The organism is Blastococcus sp. KM273129 (assembly GCF_021698995.1).
GTDB lineage: Bacteria > Actinomycetota > Actinomycetes > Mycobacteriales > Geodermatophilaceae > Blastococcus.
The window spans coordinates 1-16,751 of the sequence record NZ_SSXB01000037.1 but is presented as its reverse complement, the minus strand read 5'-3'; the positions used below and the strand labels follow the sequence as shown (position 1 = coordinate 16,751).

The window sequence follows — 16,751 nt, the reverse complement described above, 5'->3', positions numbered from 1 at the left end:
CCCGGCGCACAGGCCGGTGCGGGCCCGGTGACCGTGGTGTTCTCGGCAGCCGCTGAGTCGGATACCGCCGGTATCGCCGGAGTGAAGACGCAGCTGCCCGAGGGGATCCTCCCGGAGCAGGTGTCCCTGGCCTCGGGGCCGGCCGGTTGGACCCTGGCGCCCACCGCGGACGGATACGAGATCGGGGGTCCGGCCATCGCTCCGGGCGAAGACCTCGAGTACGGCGTCACGATCGAACGGCTGCCGCTCGACGTCACCGAGTTACCGTTCAAGGCCCTGTTGCGGTACTCCGATGGCCGCGAAGATGCATGGATCGAGCTCCCCACCGAGGCCGATCCGGAACCGGACAACCCCGCACCGACCATCACCGTCGCGGCCGCCCCCGCGGGTGCGACGACGACCGCGCCGTCGAGCCCAGCCGCGACGTCGACTCCGAGTTCGGCCAGCGCACCGACCGTGGAGCCGCAGGAAGAGGTCGCGGAGCCCTCGACAGAGGGCGAGTCGACCAGCACGGGATTAATCGTCACCATCGTTCTCCTCGCCGCGGCGCTCGCCGGGGGCCTGTGGTTCTGGCGGTCCCGTGTCTCCCGCAGTTCCTGAGGTGCGCCCGGCCGCGTGAACACCTATCCGCGACCTCCTGTGTCGCCCGCGGACCGACCAACTCGGGATTCCGGCGGGCTCACCGTCAGCTGTCCGACCGTGCTATCCGTCGAAGTCTGTGAGGCAATGCCATGCGTTGGCCTGGTCGCGGTCGGCTCGATCGCGTGGCGCGGCCCGCGGGGTCAGTGACGTTCCGCCGCTCTGCGCCGGCGCCTGCCAGTTGGAGGCGGTGGACGGCGCTCGCGGTGCTCACGCTCGCGGCCCTTGCCGGCGGGCTCGCAGTCGATGTCGTCACCGCTCCGCCCGCGTCCGCTCACGCGACCCTGGTCGCCACCACGCCGGCGGACGGGGCGCGACTGGATGCCGCACCCGCTGAGGTCGAGCTCGAGTTCACCGAACCGGTCTCGGTAGGCGCCGGATACGTCCGAGTGCTGGGGCCGGGCGGGGAGCGGGTGGACACCGGCTCGCCGGTGGAGGACGGCGTCACCGTCGTCGCGCCACTTCGTGCGGGGCTTACTGATGCCAGCTACACCGTCTCGTACCGGGTGGTCTCCGAGGACGCACATCCGATCTCCGGGGCCTACGCGTTCGTCGTCGGTGACGGGGAGCTCGTGCCTGCCTCGTCGGCGGCCGGGGGAGACGACGTCGACGGGGCCTTGGGCGTGGCGCTGCCGGTCGCCCGGTGGCTCGGCTTCGCCGGAATGGCATTGACCATCGGCATCCCGGTGTTCCTGTTCCTCTGCTGGCCGGCCGGATGGGGCGCCCGGACGATGCGGCGACTGACCTCGGCCGGCCTCGTGGCCATCGTGGCCGCGGCTGTGCTCACGTTCCTGCTGCAGGGTCCGTACGTGGGCGGTGTCGGTCTGGAAGCCGTGTTCGATCCGTCCCTGCTATCCGCCACCACTGGTTCCAGCTTCGGCGTCATCGTGTTGTTGCGGATCCTCTGCGGCCTTGCGTTGGCCGCGGTGTTGACGGTCGTGTGGCGCCGGGAGGCTCAGCCGACCGTTCCGCTCGCGATCGTGGGGGCCGTTCTGTTTCTGGGGCTGGCGGTCACGGTCGCTGCCGTCGGCCACGCCGCTGCCGGATCTCTGCCCGGGTTGGCCGTTTCCATCACGTCGGTGCACGTGCTGGCCATGGCGGTGTGGCTGGGCGGTCTGATCGCGCTTCTGGTCGTCGTCGTCCGGCCCCGAGGGCCGGCCGCACACCTGGCCACCGCTCTGCTGCGGTACTCCCAGCTGGCATTCGGATCGGTCGGCACGCTGGTGGTGACCGGCGTCCTGCAGTCGGTACGGGAAGTCGGTTCTCCCACCGCACTGGCGGGGACGACGTACGGGCAGCTGCTCCTGGCCAAGGTGCTGGTCGTCATCGTGCTCCTGGCCGTGGCGGGAGTGTCGCGCGTCTGGGTTCAGCAGCAGCTCGGAGGCCCACGTCCCCGCCCGGGTCGACGGACGGTCACCGCGCACGCCTTCGCCGCCGGCGAAGCAGATACCGCGGCGGAACAGCACGTGCATCACCGAACCGACACCCCCGCCGACGCCGGATCGCCGGACGTACGTCCCCTCCGGCGCTCGGTCCTCATCGAGGTCGCCATCGGAGCCGTCATCCTGGCGCTGTCGGCGGTCCTGGTCGGGACACCACCGGCCCGCTCCACGATCGTCGAGCCCGTCGACGTGACTCTTCCGCTCCAAGGCGCCATCGACGTAGAAGCGACCGGTGCCGTGCAGTTGACGGTCGACCCGGCGAGCACCGGACCGAACACCTTGCACATCTACGTGTTCGACGGGTCAGGGCAGCTCACCCAGCCGGACGGGATCGAGGTCACGCTCAGCGAGAAGGCACAGGAGATCGGGCCACTAGAGGTGGACCTCCTTCCGGGAGGTCCCGGCCACTTCATCGGCGACGGTATGTCCATCCCGGCTGCCGGCACCTGGACTCTCACGGTCACCGTCCGCCTCGACGAGTTCACCGCCACGACCGCCAGCGTGGACTTCCCCGTGCGCTGAGATTCGAGACGGTCGTCGTTCTTGCTGCGTCTCGCCGACGGCACGGTGGGAGCGCGAGGAACCGCGCTGCGGCCAACGCGCCCACTCCAGCAGTTGGGGCTGCCGATCGAGCTCCGTCCCGGCGGGCAAAACGGTGCCTGGTGCCACCTCATCGACAGCCCCCTGGGCACCGCCTGAGGGAATGCATGAGCCACCGCCCCGCAGGGCCAACGCCTTACAGGCGACATCGCAAAGGTCACAACCGTGTCGTGGAAGAAGTGCCCGGATTACCACCCGGTGGGGATCCCCGCATAGGGCCGCTGACCGGATATCGCCATCGGCGGGCAGTGTCTGTGTCGAGGGCGACGGGAGTCGTGCCCATGCGCGGTGACGACCCCGGTCGACGGACGTGAGGAGTAGCTGAGCCGGACGTCACCCCGGAACAGGTCGCCTTCGTCGTCGCACCTCGCTTACGTCACCCCTCGCTTCTTGCCTCGTCACCCCCTCGCTGCGAGATGCCGAGTGTCCGCGGACGCGATACCGGGATCGAGCCGGTCACGCGGTGACGCGGCCGTCTCCTGTCACCCCTGCGAGGTGGCGGCTTGCTGAACATCTCCGCAGAGCGTCGACGGCATCACACCGATGCCGGAGGACTCGCACATGTTCCACGACCCCACCATCGTCGGCAGTTGGCCGGCGCTCGCCGCGCGCCTGGACGGCGACGCGATCCTCGTCCGTTGGGCAGCCACCGAGCCGGCCCTGGCAGAGGTGAGCAGCATCGATGACCTGCTCGCCGTCTGGGCCGACGGGGGCGCGGGCGACCGCCCCGACGCCGTGCTCGCCGCGCTCGTCCGGCTGGCCGCCGTGGACGGTGGCCGCGACGACGATGCTCTGCTGCTGACACTGCACCTGCTCAGCGGGCTGGTGCGGACGATGGCCAGGCAGCTCGCAGACCTGAACCCCGACATCCTCGCCGTGGTCGCAGGCGAGCTCGCCTGCCAGATCCGCCGCTACCCATGGCAACGCCGGCCGCGGGCGATCGCGGCGAACCTGCGCGCCGGAACCCGGCGGGCCGTGCTCGCCGAATTGCGCCCCGGCAGCCGCTACCACCGCGACCGGGTCGAGGTCCTGACCACCAGCCGGCGATGTCACTCGACTCTTGTCAGCCACCGTCAGCGAAGAAGAGGATGACCTCGACGTCGTCGACCTGCTGCAGTGGGCGGTGCGCTCAGGAGTCGACGCCGAGGACGTCGCACTCCTGATCGCCACCGAGTGCAGCCGCGACCGGCACCACCGGCGCGCCGACCAGAAGGTCGCCACCGCACACGGCATCACGACGCGCACCCTGTACCGCCGGCGGAACCGCACGCTGACCGCCTTGCGCGGCATGGCTCCTCAGTACCTGGCGGCCGTCGCGTGAGCCCATTGCTGCAGGACGTCGACGAAGCCGGCGCCGTGACGGGCGGTGTGGCCAACGGCGGCGACGTCGGACCCGACGAGCGACTGCTGTCGGTCGCGGAGATCCAGCAGGCCTTCCGCGAGCTGCGTGCCCGCCGTCCGCGAGCCGCAGGCAGGCTGGCCGCGCACCATGAGCACCTCGTATCCGAGTGCCGTGCACCGGCGGGCACACCGGCTCCGCCCGCTCGCCGCTCAAGGCGGGACGATGGCAGGACGGCGTTCCCGGCTCGGGACGACACGCACCGCGCGCGGTGGGCTGACAGCGGTGACAGGACGCCGCGGCGAGGCGCGAGCAGGGGTGACAGCGTGCCCGCGGCCGTCCCGGCCATGGCGGCGGATCTCCGGTGGGTGCCCCTTGTTGGCGTTCGTGGGGGGAGTCATCGGTCTCGACCGAGCCATCGGCTATGTCCAGGCGAGGATGGGCAGGGGTTAGAGGCAGGGGAGCGCACTGGGGATCTTCTCCGGCGTCTCGCTGGACCTGTTCAGCGACGGCGTCATGATCGGCACCGGCACGGTCCTCAACCCAGCTCTGGGCCTTCTCCTCGCCCTTGGGCAGGTCCCCGCCGATGTTCCGGAGGGCTTCGCGGCCATCGCGACGATGCGCAGGGCCGGCATCAGCCGCGGTCGGCGGGTGCTGCTCGCGGCAGGCTTCGCCGTCCCGATCTTCCTCGGGGCCACGCTCGGCTACTTCGCCCTCCGGGACGCCCCCGAGATCGTCACCTTGTCGGTGCTCGCGCTCACCGGCGGTGCGCTCACCGCTGTCGTGGTCGAGGAGATGATCGGAGAGGCGCACGAAGGTGAGACCTCACGGCTGGGGCCCATCTTCCTCACCGCCGGGTTCGCCATCTTCGGCGCCATCTCCGTCTACGTGGGGGCGTGACCGAGAAGGGCCCATGGCGCTGCGGCCAGCCGGGGGAGGTGTCCCAGCCGATTCGGCGGTGGGTCGGTCGGGTCAGTCCGCTGCCACGGTCATGACGCCGGTCTGCCCCATGCCGATGTGGAACGAGCAGTCGAACAGGTAGTCGCCGGCTTCGTCCACCTCGAACTCCACCGTCTCGCTGCGGCCGGGGCCGATGACGGAGATCTCCTCGGTGATGTCCTGCGGGTTGCCCCCGGGAGTGAATCGAAAGCCGTGCGTCAGCTCGTCGGCGACGCTCTGCACGGTAAGGCGCAACGGCCGGGGGGCCACGGTGACCGTCGCGGGGGTGAACACGTAGTCGTCGCTCACCTGGATGGTCAGCTCCTGTACGCCGTCGGCGCCCACCGCGACAACTCCCGGGACTGCTGCAGGAGCCGGAGAGGAAGCTGCCTGCTCATTCGTCCCGTCGCCTGCGCCGCAGGCGCTCAACGTCAGCACGAGGAGTCCGACGAGTGCGGAGCGTCGGGCCTTGTTGTCCACTGGTTGTCCTCGCTGGTTGTCGTGGTGGGGAGCACAAGAGGGCCAATACGGTCGCGGCGGCTGTACCGCGCTTCATTGGGCGGTGATGTGGGATTGACGTCAGGTGAACAGTGCTCGTCCCCACCAGTCGTCACCGGATTCGACTCCCGGAGGACAGGCGAAGACCGCCGAGGATGTGTGCTCGATGAACTGGTTCAGGGCATCGCCGGCCAAGTTCCGCTGCACCTGCACGAAACCCGTCTCCGGGTTGCGCTGGTACGCGATGAAGAACAGTCCGGCGTCGAGCCGGCCGGATCCGTCCGATCCGTCGACGAAGCTGTAGCCGCGACGGAGGATGGCCGTCCCGGCGTTCGTCGGGTTGGACAGAGCGACGTGGGAGTCGGCCGGGATGGCCGGATTGCCGTCGACGACCTGGGTGAGGTCCACCGGGTCGAACTCGGCGCGCTGCCCCAGCGGCGCGCCGCTGCCCTTGCGCCGTCCCATGGCGGCCTCCTGGCGCCCGAGGGGGACGGCGTCCCAGTCCTCGACCAGCATCCGGATGCGTCGGGTGACCAGGTAGGAGCCGCCGGCCAGCCAGTCCGCTCCCGGTCCACCGTCACCGGGAGCCACCCACACGAACCTGTCGAGGGCTTGCCCGTTCTCGGCCTTGAGGTTGTTCGTGCCGTCCTTGAAGCCCATCAGGTTGCGCGGCGTGGCCTGCTTGGTACTGGTCGAGGAAGTCCGGCCAAATCCGAGCTGCGACCAGCGGACACTGACCACCCCGGCACCCAGCCGCACGATGTTGCGGACGGCGTGCACCGCGACCTGCGGGTCATTGGCGCAGGCTTGGACGCACAGGTCGCCACCACTGATCGCCGGGTCGATGCGGTCCCCGGCGAACTCCGGCAGCTCGACAAGCGCCGCGGGCTTGCGTGCCGCAAGGCCGAACCGGTCGCGGCCGTCGGTGGTGGTGAACAGCGTCGGGCCGAACCCGATGGTCAACGTCAGCCCCGAGGCCGGCAGCCCGAGCGCCCCCCCGGTGTCGTCGGGAGCAGCGTGCTCATTGCCGTCGACGGCGCCGACCGGGCCGGCGTCCTGCCCCGCGGTCATCCGTCGGGCGGCCTCCGTCCAGGTCTTCAGCATCTCGACCAGGTCGTCCCGGCTGTGGGTGGTGACGTCGAGAGCGACGAAGTGCAGCCGGTCCTGGGCCGGGGTGACAATTCCGGCCTGGTGCCTGCCGGTGAAGGGGATGGCATCTGCAGCATCGGATCCGGGGGTAACCGGTGCGGTGGCTGTGCCGGCCGTCGCCCGTCCGAGCACCCCACCGGTGGCTCCGGCAGCGACGATGCCGAGCGTCCCGCCGCCGGCGATCCCCAGGAGTCGGCGGCGCGACATGCCTCGGGGGTGCGCAGCGTGGCGTTCGCTGGAGTCAGGATCCGTACTCATGGACGACAGGCTCGGCCGATCTGTGCGTCAGGGACAACTGACACGGACTCTACTATCGAAGCTAGGAGCCGGGTCGGGGTTCGTGCCATTCCTGCCCACCGGAGAAGCGACTTCTCGGTCACAAGGCGGACGTGCTCAGCCCGGTGGCGCCCAGCCAGGCCCGCAGCCAGATCATGAGCGCGTCCCACCAGCCGGTCAGCAGCAGAATTCCCAGAAAGATCATCAAGCCACCGCCGATCCGCATCACCGTCGGGGCGTGACGGCGGGCGAAGGCGGAGAACGTGAGGGCGCGCCGGGCACCGAGGGCGACCAGGACGAAGGGGATGCCGAGCCCGAGGCAGTAGGCAAGGGCGAGGACGGCGCCGCGGCCGGCGGATGCCTGGGTGTAGGCGAGGGTGTTCACCGCGGCCAGGGTCGGGCCGAGGCAGGGCGTCCACCCGAGGCCGAACACGACGCCGAGGACCGGGGCGCCGGCCAGGCCGGCCGGCGGCCGGCGGTGGATGCGGCGTTCGCGCATCAGCCAGGGGATCGCGCCGAGAAAGGACAGCCCCATCGCGATCACGACGACGCCGGCGACCCGGGTGAGCAGCGGTGCCCACTCCAGCAGCAGCCGGCCCAGGCCGCCGAACAGTGCCCCGAAGGACACGAAGACGGCGCTGAAGCCGGCGACGAACAACAGGGAACCGGCGAGTACCCGGCCGCGGCCGGCGGCTGCCGGCCCGGCCTGTGATGAGGACGTGCTGCCGGTCTCGGGGGAGCAGTCGGCCGATGCCGTCCCCGCGGGGCTGCCGCCGGCAGGCTGCGGAACCCGGGGCTGGCCGGCGGTGGCCTGGGCGCCGGCGAGCCCGGCGACATAGCTGACGTAGCCGGGAATCAGCGGAAGGCAGCACGGGGAGGCGAAGCTGATCAACCCGACCAGTGCCGCCACCGCCATGGCGAGCAGCAGGGAGCCATCGGTGACGATCCCGGCGAACGTCGCCGCGAGGTCGCTCACGCCTCGGTCTCCTCGATCAGCAGCTCCACCGCAGCGCGTAGGTCATCACCGCGGACCTGGCCGGTGTAGACGGCAGCCACTCGACCGTCCCGGTCCAACAGGATGGTGGACGGGACGACGTTCGCCGGGAAGCCGCGGAAGGCCAGCGCCACCTCACCGCGAGGGTCGAAGATCGAGGGGTAGGCGACGCCCAGTCTCTCCACGAAGGCGACGGCCAGTCGTCGCTCGTCCTTGACGTCGATGCCAATGAACTGGACACCGCGGTCGGCCACGTCGGCGTGGACGGCTTGGAACTCCGGCGTCTCGACCCGGCAGGGGGTGCACCAGGATCCCCAGAAGTTGATGACGGCGACGTCTCCGGCAAGGGAGGAGGACTCGAACGGGGTGCCGTCGAGCAGCTCCCCCGAGAAGGCAGGGGCCGGCGCGCGCCGCTCTTCCGGGATCACGGTCGCCGCGGCTGTGGGCTCCCGGAATTCGAACTCACCGGCGCCACCCTCGTCGCCGGTCAGCCCCGCGGAACAGCCGAGCAGCGCGGTCGAGCTCAGCGCTCCGGCGGCGATCAGGAAGATGCGACGGTTGAGCACACGATCGGAGCCAGCTGTGCTGGTCACCGCGGTCGCCGGTCTTCGCGGGATCGACTAAGCACGCTAGTAAGTTACAGGCCCTCCAGTAGCGCCGCGATCGTCCACCGTGTGGGCTGCAACGCATCCGGCCGGCCCCTCTCGGCGCCGGCCGGATGCGCTGGCCTCACGAGCCCGGCCGTCTCCATCCCCAGCTCGTGCCGCGGTGGTCGTGGGAAACGTCGTTGCGACGCTGGAGCTCACGCCTGAGCTTGCGCTCGGAGAGGCGGCCGAAGGAGAAGAAGTCCCCGTCGACCAAGATGCCGGGGGCGAACAGGACGCCGTGTCGTTCCCCCAGCGCCCGACCCTCCTCGGTCTCCAGGCTGATCTCTTGGGTCTCGAACTCCTGTTCCCGGCTCAGCTGGGCCAGCGTCTCCTTGGCCTGCTCGCAGAAAGAGCAGGACGTCTGGGTGAGGAGCGTGATGACGGTCATCGGTCGGTCCGAGCAGCCTCGAGGTCGGCGAGGATGGTCTCGACGGGCAGGTACATCGTGTAGTCCGGCGCCCCGCCGTAGTCGGCCCGCCAGACGATCTCGCCCTCACCGTCGACGAGGATGAAGCTGTGCCCGGCCGTGGTGTCGCCCATCATCCCGTACTTGTTCGCCTTGTAGGCCTCGATCGCGGCCAGGTCCGGGTCGGCCAGTGCGAGGGATTCCAGGCCGTCGTCGTCCATCTTCTGGACCAGCAGGTCCTGCGGGGCGTTGGTGATGCTGACCAGCCGGTCCACGCCGGCCTCCTCCAGCTGAGGGGTCGCCGCCTCCAGGTCGCGGATCTGGTCCCAGCAGGCCTGGCAGCCCAGCCCCTCGTGGAAGTACAGCAGCACGTTCTCCCCGCGGAAGTCGCTGAGCGATACGTCCTGTCCGTCCGTCCCCGGCAGGGTGAAGTCCGGAGCCTCCTCGCCGGGGCCGGGTGATCCGACGTCGTAGCGCTCGGGGTCGGCCGCCCCTGCGGAGCTCGTGCTGCTTTGGTAGAGGGCGTAGAGGCCGCCGATGACCAGGATCGCCACGAGCCCGGCAACCACCCAGATCCGGGCCCCGCCGCCGCGCTGGTCGCGACGGGCGGCAGCGACGGCTTGTGCGCCTCGTGTGCTGGGCCCTGCGCTGGGGCTCTTGGTCGTACCGCGTCCACTCATGGTCATGATCTCCCGGTCGGTGAGGTCTCGGTCGGTTCGACGACGCTGTCCTCGCCGTCGGTCGGGCTAATGGGGGAGGGGTCGACGTCCGAGCTCCGGTTGCGGAATGCGCGCACGATGACCATCGCCAGCGCGCCGAAGACGAGCGCAGCGGAGAGCCAGCCGGGGACGAACGACAGCGCGTCCTCGACCTGGGCGGCGGCGTGGCCGAGGGCCGCGGTGAGACGGATCTGCCACTCACCGGTCGCCATGCCCTGCCCGACAAGGGCCAGAACCATGGTCAGCGCACCCATCAGGATCATGAGCACGGCGGAGAGCAGTGTGGAGAGGAGAACGGTGCGGCGCAGTCGGCCTGCCCGGAGGGTCACCGTTCGGCTGGCCAGCAGGCGCGTCTTGCCCCAGTCCCGGCGATCCCAGAGCAGGGCGATCACGGTCAACGGCGCCACCATGCCGAAGACGTAGGCGATCCCGACGGCCAGGGCCGCCGGGAAGGATGCGACTGCTCCGGACACTGCTGCGACGCCGGCCAGGACGGGGGCGCAGCAGGCGCTGGCTGCCCCGGAGAAGGCGCCGAGGCTGTACACCGAGCGCAGGCCGCTACCGCCGCCCGTGCGCATGGACGGCATGGGCAGCATGAACTTCCAGCCGTTGAGCATCGCCAGGCCAGCGAGCACCATGAGGCCCCCACCGATCGAGAAGATGATCGCGTGCTGCTCGTTGAGCAGCCGGCTCAGGAACGACGCGCCCAGGGCGATCGGCAGGATCACCGTTCCGACCCCGGCGGCGAAGACGACGGTCATGAGGACCAGGCGTGAGCGCTGTCGGAAGCTCGAGGCGAAATAGGCCGGGAGCATGACCGACACGCAGCACGGAGCGAGCAGCGCGAGTACGCCTCCGATGAAGGAGGCGAGCACCGTCGTGGACAGCAAGAGGTCCTGCATCGTCACTTCCAGCTGACTCGGATGGGAGCACGGGCTCGACTGGTGGCCGGATCGGCGCTACCGGAGACGGCCGCACGATGGGACTGCGGCGCGTTCTCGCTCCCGCGGCGTCCACTATGACACATAGGAGCTAGCTCGACCACTATGACAAATAGGAGTCGGGGTCGACACCACTATCCTCCTTAGGAGATAGTGGGTCGTCGCGCCACTGGGGCGCCCGAACGGAGGAACCGATGTCCGAGTCGCTGTACCTGCTTGCGCTCCTGGCCTGCCCCGTGGGGATGGGGTTGATGATGTGGATGATGATGAAGATGCAGCGGCCGTCCACCTCTGCGGCCGCGGAGAGCCCTGCCGAGACGACCGTCGACAAGCAGGCTGAGCTCATCAAGCTGCGCGCCGAGATCGACCAGCTGCGCGCCGAGCGCCGGGACGACTCCAAGCCGGCGGGCTGGGCTCTCTGACTGCTGCGCCGGTACGGCGTGGACTCACAGGACGCGCGCACCCTGGGGCCGCGACCGCTTGCAGTGAGCGCATCGCGACCACACATCCGGCACACGGATTCTTCACATCCGGTGGGCACCGTGGAGTCAGGTCGCTCACCGGCGACCTGTCGCCTACCGAGGAGAAGAGTCTCTTGAGCAAGCGCACGATCATCGCCGTCGCCACCGGTGTCATTGCCGGTGCCACTGTGGTGGGGGTTCCCGCCTTCGCCTACGCCGACGCCGCTTCGGAAACCGGGACAGCGGATTCCCACATGGAGTCGGTGATGGAGGATCCGGCCTTCTACGACCGCATGATGGCCGCCATGTCCGACATGATGTCCGACCCGCAGATGCAGGAGCAGATGCGGGATCACATGCGAACCATGATGGAGGGCATGTCCTCGATGGAGGACATGGAGGACATGCACGGTCACATGGACGGCATGGGCGGCGGCATGGGCGGAGAGTCCTCCGACGACGCCGGCGACTCTGCTACCCCCTGACACCTCCAGCGGAGGGCGCGTTCCTCCCGGAGTCTCCTGGCACTCCGAGCGCCAGGAACCCCTTCGCGGAACCCCGATGAGTCCCGAGCGATCGAGACCGACCGCATCGACCGAGCCCACCAGCGCTCGGTCGACATCATTGACAGAGAGGCACACCCGTGCGGCCCGTCCTGTTCGAGGTCTTCGGTTTCCCGATCAACAGCTACGGCGTCAGCAAGGCCGCCGCCGCACTGGTGGCGGGGTACCTGCTGGCCCGTGAGTTCCGACGCTTGGGATGGAATCCCGACCGCGCCTGGTCGATCGTCATCGCGGCGACCGTCATGGGATTCGTCGGCGGCAAGCTGTACTACCTCGCCGAGCACGCCGGAAGCCTGTCACTGCATTCGTTCGGACCGTCCGGGTTCACCTGGTACGGCGGCCTGATCGCCGGCGTCGCGACCGTCGTGGTGATGGCACGCCGGTACGAGCTTCCGCTGGGGCAGCTGGCGGGGATCGCGGCCGCACCCCTGTCACTTGCCTATGGCATCGGGCGCATCGGGTGCTTCCTCTCCGGCGACGGCTCCTACGGGCAGCCGTCTGACCTGCCCTGGGCAGTGGCCTTCCCGGACGGGACGATGCCGACCATGGTTCCCGTGCATCCCGCAGCGCTGTACGAAGCAGCCGTCGCGCTGGCCGTCGGCGGGCTGCTGTGGGTTCTGCGCACCCGGTGGGCACCGCTGCACGTCTTCGGCCTGTACGCGGTGCTCAGCGGAGTCGCACGGTTCCTCGTCGAGGAGATCCGCCTCAACGAGGAGGTCCTGCTCGGGCTGACCCAGCCCCAGCTCTGGTCGCTCGTCCTCGTTGCCATCGGTGTCGGTCTCCTGGCGACCGGGAGGCGCGACCGGTCCGGTAGGCAGCCGGTCGCGTCCGCGGCCGCCTGAGCGGTGGAGCCAGACTTCGGCGGTGGGCCAGGTCCTCGCGCCAGCGGAACCGTCCTCGTGGTCGACGACGAGGCGAAGATCCGGGAACTCGTCGGTGCCTACCTGGAGCGCGAGGGCTACCACGTCCTCCTCGCTGAGAACGGTCTAGACGCGCTGCGCCTGGTCGAACGCCTCCGCCCCGATCTGCTGGTCCTCGACCTGGGGCTGCCCGACATCCCGGGTGAAGAGCTTCTCCGCCTGCTGCGCCGGTCCAGCGACGTCCCCGTGGTGATGCTGACCGCCCGGGCCAGCGAGGGAGATCGCGTGGCGGGCCTGCGTCTGGGCGCCGATGACTACGTGACCAAGCCCTTCAGCCCGCGAGAGCTCGTCGCGCGAGTCGGGGCCGTCCTCCGCCGCGCCGGCGGCGGACGGCCCGGTCGTGTTCCGACCTTCGCCAGTGGCCGGCTGGCTATCGACCAGGAGAGCCGGGAGGTGACTCTCGACGGTGAGTCGATCGAGCTGACCCGCACGGAGTTCGACCTGCTCGTGATCCTGTCGTCCCGTCCCGGGCGGGCGTGGACGCGTGCCGAACTGATCAGTCGCCTGCAGGGCCACGGCTTCGATGGGTACGACCGCACGGTGGACGTGCACGTCAAGAACCTGCGGCGGAAGCTCGGCGACCACTCCCGGCGTCCGAGCTTCGTCCTGACGGTTGCCGGGATCGGCTACAAGTTCGGGGCGACCGCCGATGAGTAGTTCCCTGGCCCGGCGACTGGGCCTGGGCTTCGCGGCGATCGCGCTCGTCGCGGCCCTCCTGGCCGCCCTGTTGGTCAATCTCGCGTTCAGCAGCCGCTTCGAGTCCTACCTCGACCAACAACGGTCGGCTCGGGTGGACCAGATCGCTGCTGCGGTCACCGGTGCGTACGTGTCCGCGGAGGGCTGGGACCCCGAGCGTCTCGACCAGCTCGGGCCGGCGGTGTCCATGGCCGGTGCCGAGGTCCGTCTGGTCGATGCGGCGGGGGAGACGGTCTGGCCGACCGCAGGCAGCACCACCAGCGAGATGGCGCAGATGCATCGGGAGATGATGGCGGCGGGACCACTGGCCGACCCGGTCACCGTTCCGATCACCGTCGACGGGCAGCCGCGGGGAACCCTGCTGGTCGCGCTCCCCGAGGGCAGTGTGCCACTCGCTGATCGGCAGCTCCGCAGCTCCGTGAATCGGCTGCTGTTCGTGGGGGGACTCGCCGTAGCGCTGATCGCCTCGGTCCTGGGCCTGCTGTTCGCTCGGCGGGTCACCCGCCCGCTCGCGGAGCTGACCGCAGCAGCTGATGATCTGCGCGCCGGTGACCGTGGCCGGCGGGCCATGGTGAGCGGGCGCGATGAAGTTGCGGAGCTGGCGACGGCGTTCAACGAGCTGGCCGCCTCCGCCGAACGGCAGGAGGCGCTCCGGCAGTCGTTCGCCGCGGACGTCGCCCATGAACTGCGCACGCCGCTGGCCATCCTGCGCAGCCAGCTTGAAGCCGTCCAGGACGGCGTCCTCGACCTGACGCCCGCTCTGGTCTCCTCCCTGCACGAGGAGACCCTGCGGCTGGGGCGCCTCGTCGCCGACCTGGAGACCCTCACCCGCGACGACCACAACTCCTTCTCCCTGGAGCGCGTCACCCTCGATCTGGCCGAACTGGTGCGATCGGTCGCTGCGGGTTTCCAGCACCGCTTCGCCGAGCGTGGTCTCCAGCTGGACCTACGACTGACCCCAGCGCCGGTCTGCGGTGACCGGGTCAGGCTGGCCCAGGTGGTGACCAACCTGCTCGGCAACGCGGTGAAGTTCGTCCCGGTGGGCGGCCGGGTGACCGTGACCACTGGCACCCAGGGTGATGCGGTGCACCTGGAAGTGAGTGACGACGGACCGGGGATTCCGGACGCGGAACTCCCGCAGGTCTTCGACAGGTACTTCCGAGGACGGGGTGCACGGGCAAACGGCTCGGGGATCGGGCTGGCGGTCGTGGCCACCCTCGTCCGCGCGCATGGCGGAGGGGTGAGCGCCACGAACGCACCCGACGGAGGGGCCGTCTTCACCATCACGTTCCCACTCGCAGAGCCCTCAGGTTCCGCAACGGCATCAGCACGTCCGCCGTCCGCAGTCGCCCGAGGTCCACTGCCCGAGTCCTCGACGGCTCCACTTCTTCAGGAGTGACCATGGCACCACGCAGAAGAGCGGAGGCGGCGCCGCCCACGACGGAGCGCGTGCGCGCCGTCTACGAGCGGCAGGCCGCGCACTACGACGCTGTCATCACGGTCGCCGAGTGGCTGCTGTTCCGGGGCGGCCGGTCGTGGGCCTGCCGGCAGGTCCGGGGAAGGGTCCTCGAGGTCGGCGTGGGCACCGGCCGGAACCTCCCGCTGTTCCCTCCGGAGGTCGAGCTGACCGGCATCGACCTGAGTCCGGCCATGCTGGCCCGGGCTGAGGCGCGCGCCGCGCAGTTGGCCCGGCCGGCAGACCTGTGCCTGGGCGACGCGCAGCGACTGCCTTTCCCCGACTCCAGCTTCGACTCGGTGATCGCCACCCTGACCTTGTGCAGCATCCCCGACGACCGAGCCGCAGTCGCCGAGATGGCTCGGGTGCTGCGGCCGGGCGGCCGCCTGGTGCTGCTCGATCACGTCGCCAGTCCGCTCCCGGCGATCCGGCGGGTTCAGCGCTTGCTGGAACCGGCCTTCCTGCGCCTGGCCGCCGACCACCTGCTGCGGGAGCCCGAGGTGGCGGTGCGGGCCGCCGGGCTGGAGATCGAGCATCTGCGTCGCTCGAAGCTGGGCATCGTCATGCGGCTGGCGTGCACCAAGCCGTGAGCCACTCCAGTTGCCCTGTGCCTCCGGCGCGCCTGGCCCGTTGACACCGCTTCACAGCTCCCGTTCGCACCGAAGAGACAGGACCATGTCGCTCTTGCTCCGCCTGGCAACCCTGGCCGCCGTCGTCCTCACCGTCCTCGGACTGGGGATCGGCAGCGCGTCAGCTCACGCTGAACTCGCCAGCTCCGAGCCGAGCGAGGCGCAGACGCTGACCACACCGCCCCGGCAGATCACCCTGACCTTCACCGAGGCGGTCCGGGCTGGCTCGGCCGAGGTCGTGGTCCGCGGCGCCGACGGGCGTTCCGTCACTACCGGCCCCGCTACCGAGACCGACGCCGTGGTGCGGCAGCCGGTGGACCTCAGCAGCAATGGGTCCTACCTGGTTGCTTACCGAGTCGTCTCGCAGGACGGGCACCCGGTGACCGGGGAGCTCACCTTCAGCTACGCCGGGGCAGAAGCCTCCGACGCCGGGCCGACCGGAGTGGCGGGTTCGACGGACTCCCCGGAGCCGCCGGTGACGGAAGCCGCCGCCGAGGAGGTGGCCGTAGCCGACGGCGGGGCCGGTGCAGGGCTGTGGTGGATGCTCGGCGTCTCGGTGGCCGTCGTCGCCGGTCTCGGTGTGCTGGCCCTGCGCCGGCGAGGGCCTCGGGGCTGAGCGAGAACCACGTGGCTGACTCTCTCGTGACTGCGCAGGCAGCCGACCGCATGCGCAGCCGCTGGCCGGTACTCCTTCCGGCGGCCGCCGCGGCGCTGCTGTTGACCTGGCTGACCTTGTCGGCCGGGTCCAAAGAGGAGTCGTCGGTCGCCGGGCTGCCCGGGTCCGATGCAGGGGCGGCCTGGCTCGTGCCCATGCTGCAGGTGCTGCACGACCTGGCTGCGGTCATGACTGTCGGATGCCTGCTGGGTGCGGCGGTCCTCCTGCCGGGCGACCGGTTGCTCGGTGCCGCCGGTTACCGGTGGGTGCGCACCGCCGGGTGGTCGGCTCTGGTATGGAGCCTGCTGTCGCTGGCCGCGGTTCCGGCGCTGCTGGCCGAGTTCCTCGGACGGGGTTTCTCGGTGGTCACGCCGACGGCGGTCGTCCAGTTCCTGGCGGACAGCCCTCAGGCCCAGGCCCGTGTCGTCGTGGCTGTCCTCGCTGCGGTGCTCGCCATGGCCGCCAGGGTGGTGCTCACCATGGGGGGGACGCTCGGTCTGCTCCTGGTCGCGCTGCTCGCCGCGCTTCCGCCGGCCCTTGTCGGGCACGCCGGCGGCACTGGCGGTGTCTACGGCCCGACCGCGGTCGCCCTGCACGTCCTGGGCGTGGTCCTGTGGGCGGGAGGACTGGTCGCCCTCCTGGTCTGCCGCTCGATCAGCGTCGGAGCCGTCGGTGCCGCCGTCTGTCCCGCCCCGGGTCTGATGGAGGCTCTCAATCCACGTGAGGATGAGAGTCATGGCGGCACCGAGGAAGTACCCCGACGAGCTGCGGGAGCGGGCGAC

Annotated in this window: 20 protein-coding genes and 1 pseudogene; 13 read left to right on the top strand and 8 right to left on the bottom strand. The window is 70.3% G+C overall.

Annotated features, from left to right (window positions below; genetic code table 11):
* The first annotated feature begins 27 nt into the window (after nucleotides 1-27).
* The 4 genes from E9565_RS12130 to E9565_RS12115 all read left to right on the top strand — a co-directional run bounded on the left by E9565_RS12130 (nucleotide 28) and on the right by E9565_RS12115 (nucleotide 4,002).
* A complete protein-coding gene (locus tag E9565_RS12130) occupies nucleotides 28-600 on the top strand; it encodes a DUF1775 domain-containing protein (protein ID WP_236826454.1) in 573 nt (190 codons plus the stop codon).
* Nucleotides 601-845: 245 nt separating this feature from the next.
* Nucleotides 846-2,603 carry a copper resistance protein CopC gene (locus E9565_RS12125; RefSeq protein WP_236826455.1) on the top strand — a complete coding sequence of 586 codons (1,758 nt, stop codon included), beginning with the start codon at nucleotides 846-848 and terminating at the stop codon, nucleotides 2,601-2,603.
* Nucleotides 2,604-3,242: 639 nt separating this feature from the next.
* Entirely contained in the window at nucleotides 3,243-3,773 is a 531-nt protein-coding gene (locus tag E9565_RS12120; RefSeq protein WP_236826456.1) for a hypothetical protein, read from the top strand.
* Nucleotides 3,742-4,002, top strand: coding sequence for a hypothetical protein (locus E9565_RS12115; protein WP_236826457.1), 261 nt, complete (start codon nucleotides 3,742-3,744; stop codon nucleotides 4,000-4,002). The genes E9565_RS12120 and E9565_RS12115 overlap by 32 nt, the downstream gene beginning before the upstream one ends.
* Here the strand turns inward: E9565_RS12115 and E9565_RS12110 are convergent.
* Nucleotides 3,978-4,178: a hypothetical protein gene (locus tag E9565_RS12110; RefSeq protein WP_236826458.1), complete on the bottom strand. Its 201-nt coding sequence runs from the start codon at nucleotides 4,176-4,178 to the stop codon at nucleotides 3,978-3,980. The genes E9565_RS12115 and E9565_RS12110 overlap by 25 nt on opposite strands.
* Nucleotides 4,179-4,536: 358 nt before the next feature.
* On the opposite strand from E9565_RS12110, the gene E9565_RS12105 reads away from it, so the two are divergent.
* A complete protein-coding gene (locus E9565_RS12105) occupies nucleotides 4,537-4,920 on the top strand; it encodes a ZIP family metal transporter (protein ID WP_236826459.1) in 384 nt (127 codons plus the stop codon).
* Nucleotides 4,921-4,992: 72 nt separating this feature from the next.
* On the opposite strand, the gene E9565_RS12100 is transcribed toward E9565_RS12105, so the two are convergent.
* From E9565_RS12100 to E9565_RS12070, 7 genes are all read right to left on the bottom strand, one after another.
* Complete coding sequence (locus E9565_RS12100; protein WP_236835253.1) at nucleotides 4,993-5,439, bottom strand: plastocyanin/azurin family copper-binding protein; 447 nt, start codon at nucleotides 5,437-5,439, stop codon at nucleotides 4,993-4,995.
* A gap of 99 nt (nucleotides 5,440-5,538) precedes the next feature.
* The gene (gene efeB / locus E9565_RS12095) at nucleotides 5,539-6,864 is read right to left on the bottom strand and encodes an iron uptake transporter deferrochelatase/peroxidase subunit (RefSeq protein WP_255714164.1); all 1,326 of its coding nucleotides are present in this window, start codon (nucleotides 6,862-6,864) and stop codon (nucleotides 5,539-5,541) included.
* A 118-nt stretch (nucleotides 6,865-6,982) separates the two neighbouring features.
* The gene (locus tag E9565_RS12090) at nucleotides 6,983-7,858 is read right to left on the bottom strand and encodes a cytochrome c biogenesis CcdA family protein (RefSeq protein WP_236826462.1); all 876 of its coding nucleotides are present in this window, start codon (nucleotides 7,856-7,858) and stop codon (nucleotides 6,983-6,985) included.
* Nucleotides 7,855-8,469, bottom strand: a complete 615-nt coding sequence (locus tag E9565_RS12085) for a TlpA disulfide reductase family protein (protein ID WP_236826463.1) — start codon at nucleotides 8,467-8,469, stop codon at nucleotides 7,855-7,857. The genes E9565_RS12090 and E9565_RS12085 overlap by 4 nt, the downstream gene beginning before the upstream one ends.
* 136 nt (nucleotides 8,470-8,605) lie before the next feature.
* Nucleotides 8,606-8,911 carry a glutaredoxin family protein gene (locus E9565_RS12080; protein ID WP_236826464.1) on the bottom strand — a complete coding sequence of 102 codons (306 nt, stop codon included), beginning with the start codon at nucleotides 8,909-8,911 and terminating at the stop codon, nucleotides 8,606-8,608.
* A complete protein-coding gene (locus tag E9565_RS12075) occupies nucleotides 8,908-9,483 on the bottom strand; it encodes a peroxiredoxin (protein WP_236826465.1) in 576 nt (191 codons plus the stop codon). The genes E9565_RS12080 and E9565_RS12075 overlap by 4 nt, the downstream gene beginning before the upstream one ends.
* 128 nt (nucleotides 9,484-9,611) lie before the next feature.
* Nucleotides 9,612-10,523, bottom strand: a complete 912-nt coding sequence (locus E9565_RS12070; protein WP_236835251.1) for a cytochrome c biogenesis protein CcdA — start codon at nucleotides 10,521-10,523, stop codon at nucleotides 9,612-9,614.
* Nucleotides 10,524-10,783: 260 nt separating this feature from the next.
* On the opposite strand from E9565_RS12070, the gene E9565_RS12065 reads away from it, so the two are divergent.
* The 8 genes and pseudogenes from E9565_RS12065 to E9565_RS12030 form a co-directional block, all read left to right on the top strand.
* Nucleotides 10,784-11,011 carry a hypothetical protein gene (locus E9565_RS12065; RefSeq protein ID WP_236835249.1) on the top strand — a complete coding sequence of 76 codons (228 nt, stop codon included), beginning with the start codon at nucleotides 10,784-10,786 and terminating at the stop codon, nucleotides 11,009-11,011.
* A 173-nt stretch (nucleotides 11,012-11,184) separates the two neighbouring features.
* On the top strand, nucleotides 11,185-11,535 hold the full coding sequence (locus E9565_RS12060; RefSeq protein WP_236835247.1) for a hypothetical protein: 351 nt from the start codon (nucleotides 11,185-11,187) through the stop codon (nucleotides 11,533-11,535).
* A 158-nt stretch (nucleotides 11,536-11,693) separates the two neighbouring features.
* Entirely contained in the window at nucleotides 11,694-12,455 is a 762-nt protein-coding gene (locus tag E9565_RS12055; RefSeq protein ID WP_113801642.1) for a prolipoprotein diacylglyceryl transferase, read from the top strand.
* 57 nt (nucleotides 12,456-12,512) lie between these two features.
* Nucleotides 12,513-13,190, top strand: a complete 678-nt coding sequence (locus tag E9565_RS23260) for a response regulator transcription factor (protein WP_236826467.1) — start codon at nucleotides 12,513-12,515, stop codon at nucleotides 13,188-13,190.
* Nucleotides 13,183-14,628, top strand: a complete 1,446-nt coding sequence (locus E9565_RS12045) for a cell wall metabolism sensor histidine kinase WalK (protein ID WP_236826468.1) — start codon at nucleotides 13,183-13,185, stop codon at nucleotides 14,626-14,628. The genes E9565_RS23260 and E9565_RS12045 overlap by 8 nt, the downstream gene beginning before the upstream one ends.
* A 2-nt stretch (nucleotides 14,629-14,630) precedes the next feature.
* Nucleotides 14,631-15,275: a class I SAM-dependent methyltransferase gene (locus E9565_RS12040; protein WP_236826469.1), complete on the top strand. Its 645-nt coding sequence runs from the start codon at nucleotides 14,631-14,633 to the stop codon at nucleotides 15,273-15,275.
* A gap of 85 nt (nucleotides 15,276-15,360) precedes the next feature.
* Entirely contained in the window at nucleotides 15,361-15,930 is a 570-nt protein-coding gene (locus E9565_RS12035) for a copper resistance CopC family protein (RefSeq protein ID WP_236835245.1), read from the top strand.
* 11 nt (nucleotides 15,931-15,941) lie between these two features.
* Nucleotides 15,942-16,751 (top strand): annotated as a pseudogene (locus tag E9565_RS12030) (hypothetical protein); the annotation flags it as partial.

What these genes read in the sequence shown, in the direction of transcription:
- E9565_RS12120 (WP_236826456.1), top strand. Translation starts at nt 3,243, where the DNA reads ATGTTCCACGACCCCACCATCGTCGGCAGTTGGCCGGCGCTCGCCGCG.
- E9565_RS12105 (WP_236826459.1), top strand. Translation starts at nt 4,537, where the DNA reads ATGATCGGCACCGGCACGGTCCTCAACCCAGCTCTGGGCCTTCTCCTC.
- efeB (WP_255714164.1), bottom strand. Translation starts at nt 6,864, where the DNA reads ATGAGTACGGATCCTGACTCCAGCGAACGCCACGCTGCGCACCCCCGA.
- E9565_RS12080 (WP_236826464.1), bottom strand. Translation starts at nt 8,911, where the DNA reads ATGACCGTCATCACGCTCCTCACCCAGACGTCCTGCTCTTTCTGCGAG.
- E9565_RS12065 (WP_236835249.1), top strand. Translation starts at nt 10,784, where the DNA reads ATGTCCGAGTCGCTGTACCTGCTTGCGCTCCTGGCCTGCCCCGTGGGG.
- E9565_RS12045 (WP_236826468.1), top strand. Translation starts at nt 13,183, where the DNA reads ATGAGTAGTTCCCTGGCCCGGCGACTGGGCCTGGGCTTCGCGGCGATC.
- E9565_RS12040 (WP_236826469.1), top strand. Translation starts at nt 14,631, where the DNA reads ATGGCACCACGCAGAAGAGCGGAGGCGGCGCCGCCCACGACGGAGCGC.
- E9565_RS12035 (WP_236835245.1), top strand. Translation starts at nt 15,361, where the DNA reads ATGTCGCTCTTGCTCCGCCTGGCAACCCTGGCCGCCGTCGTCCTCACC.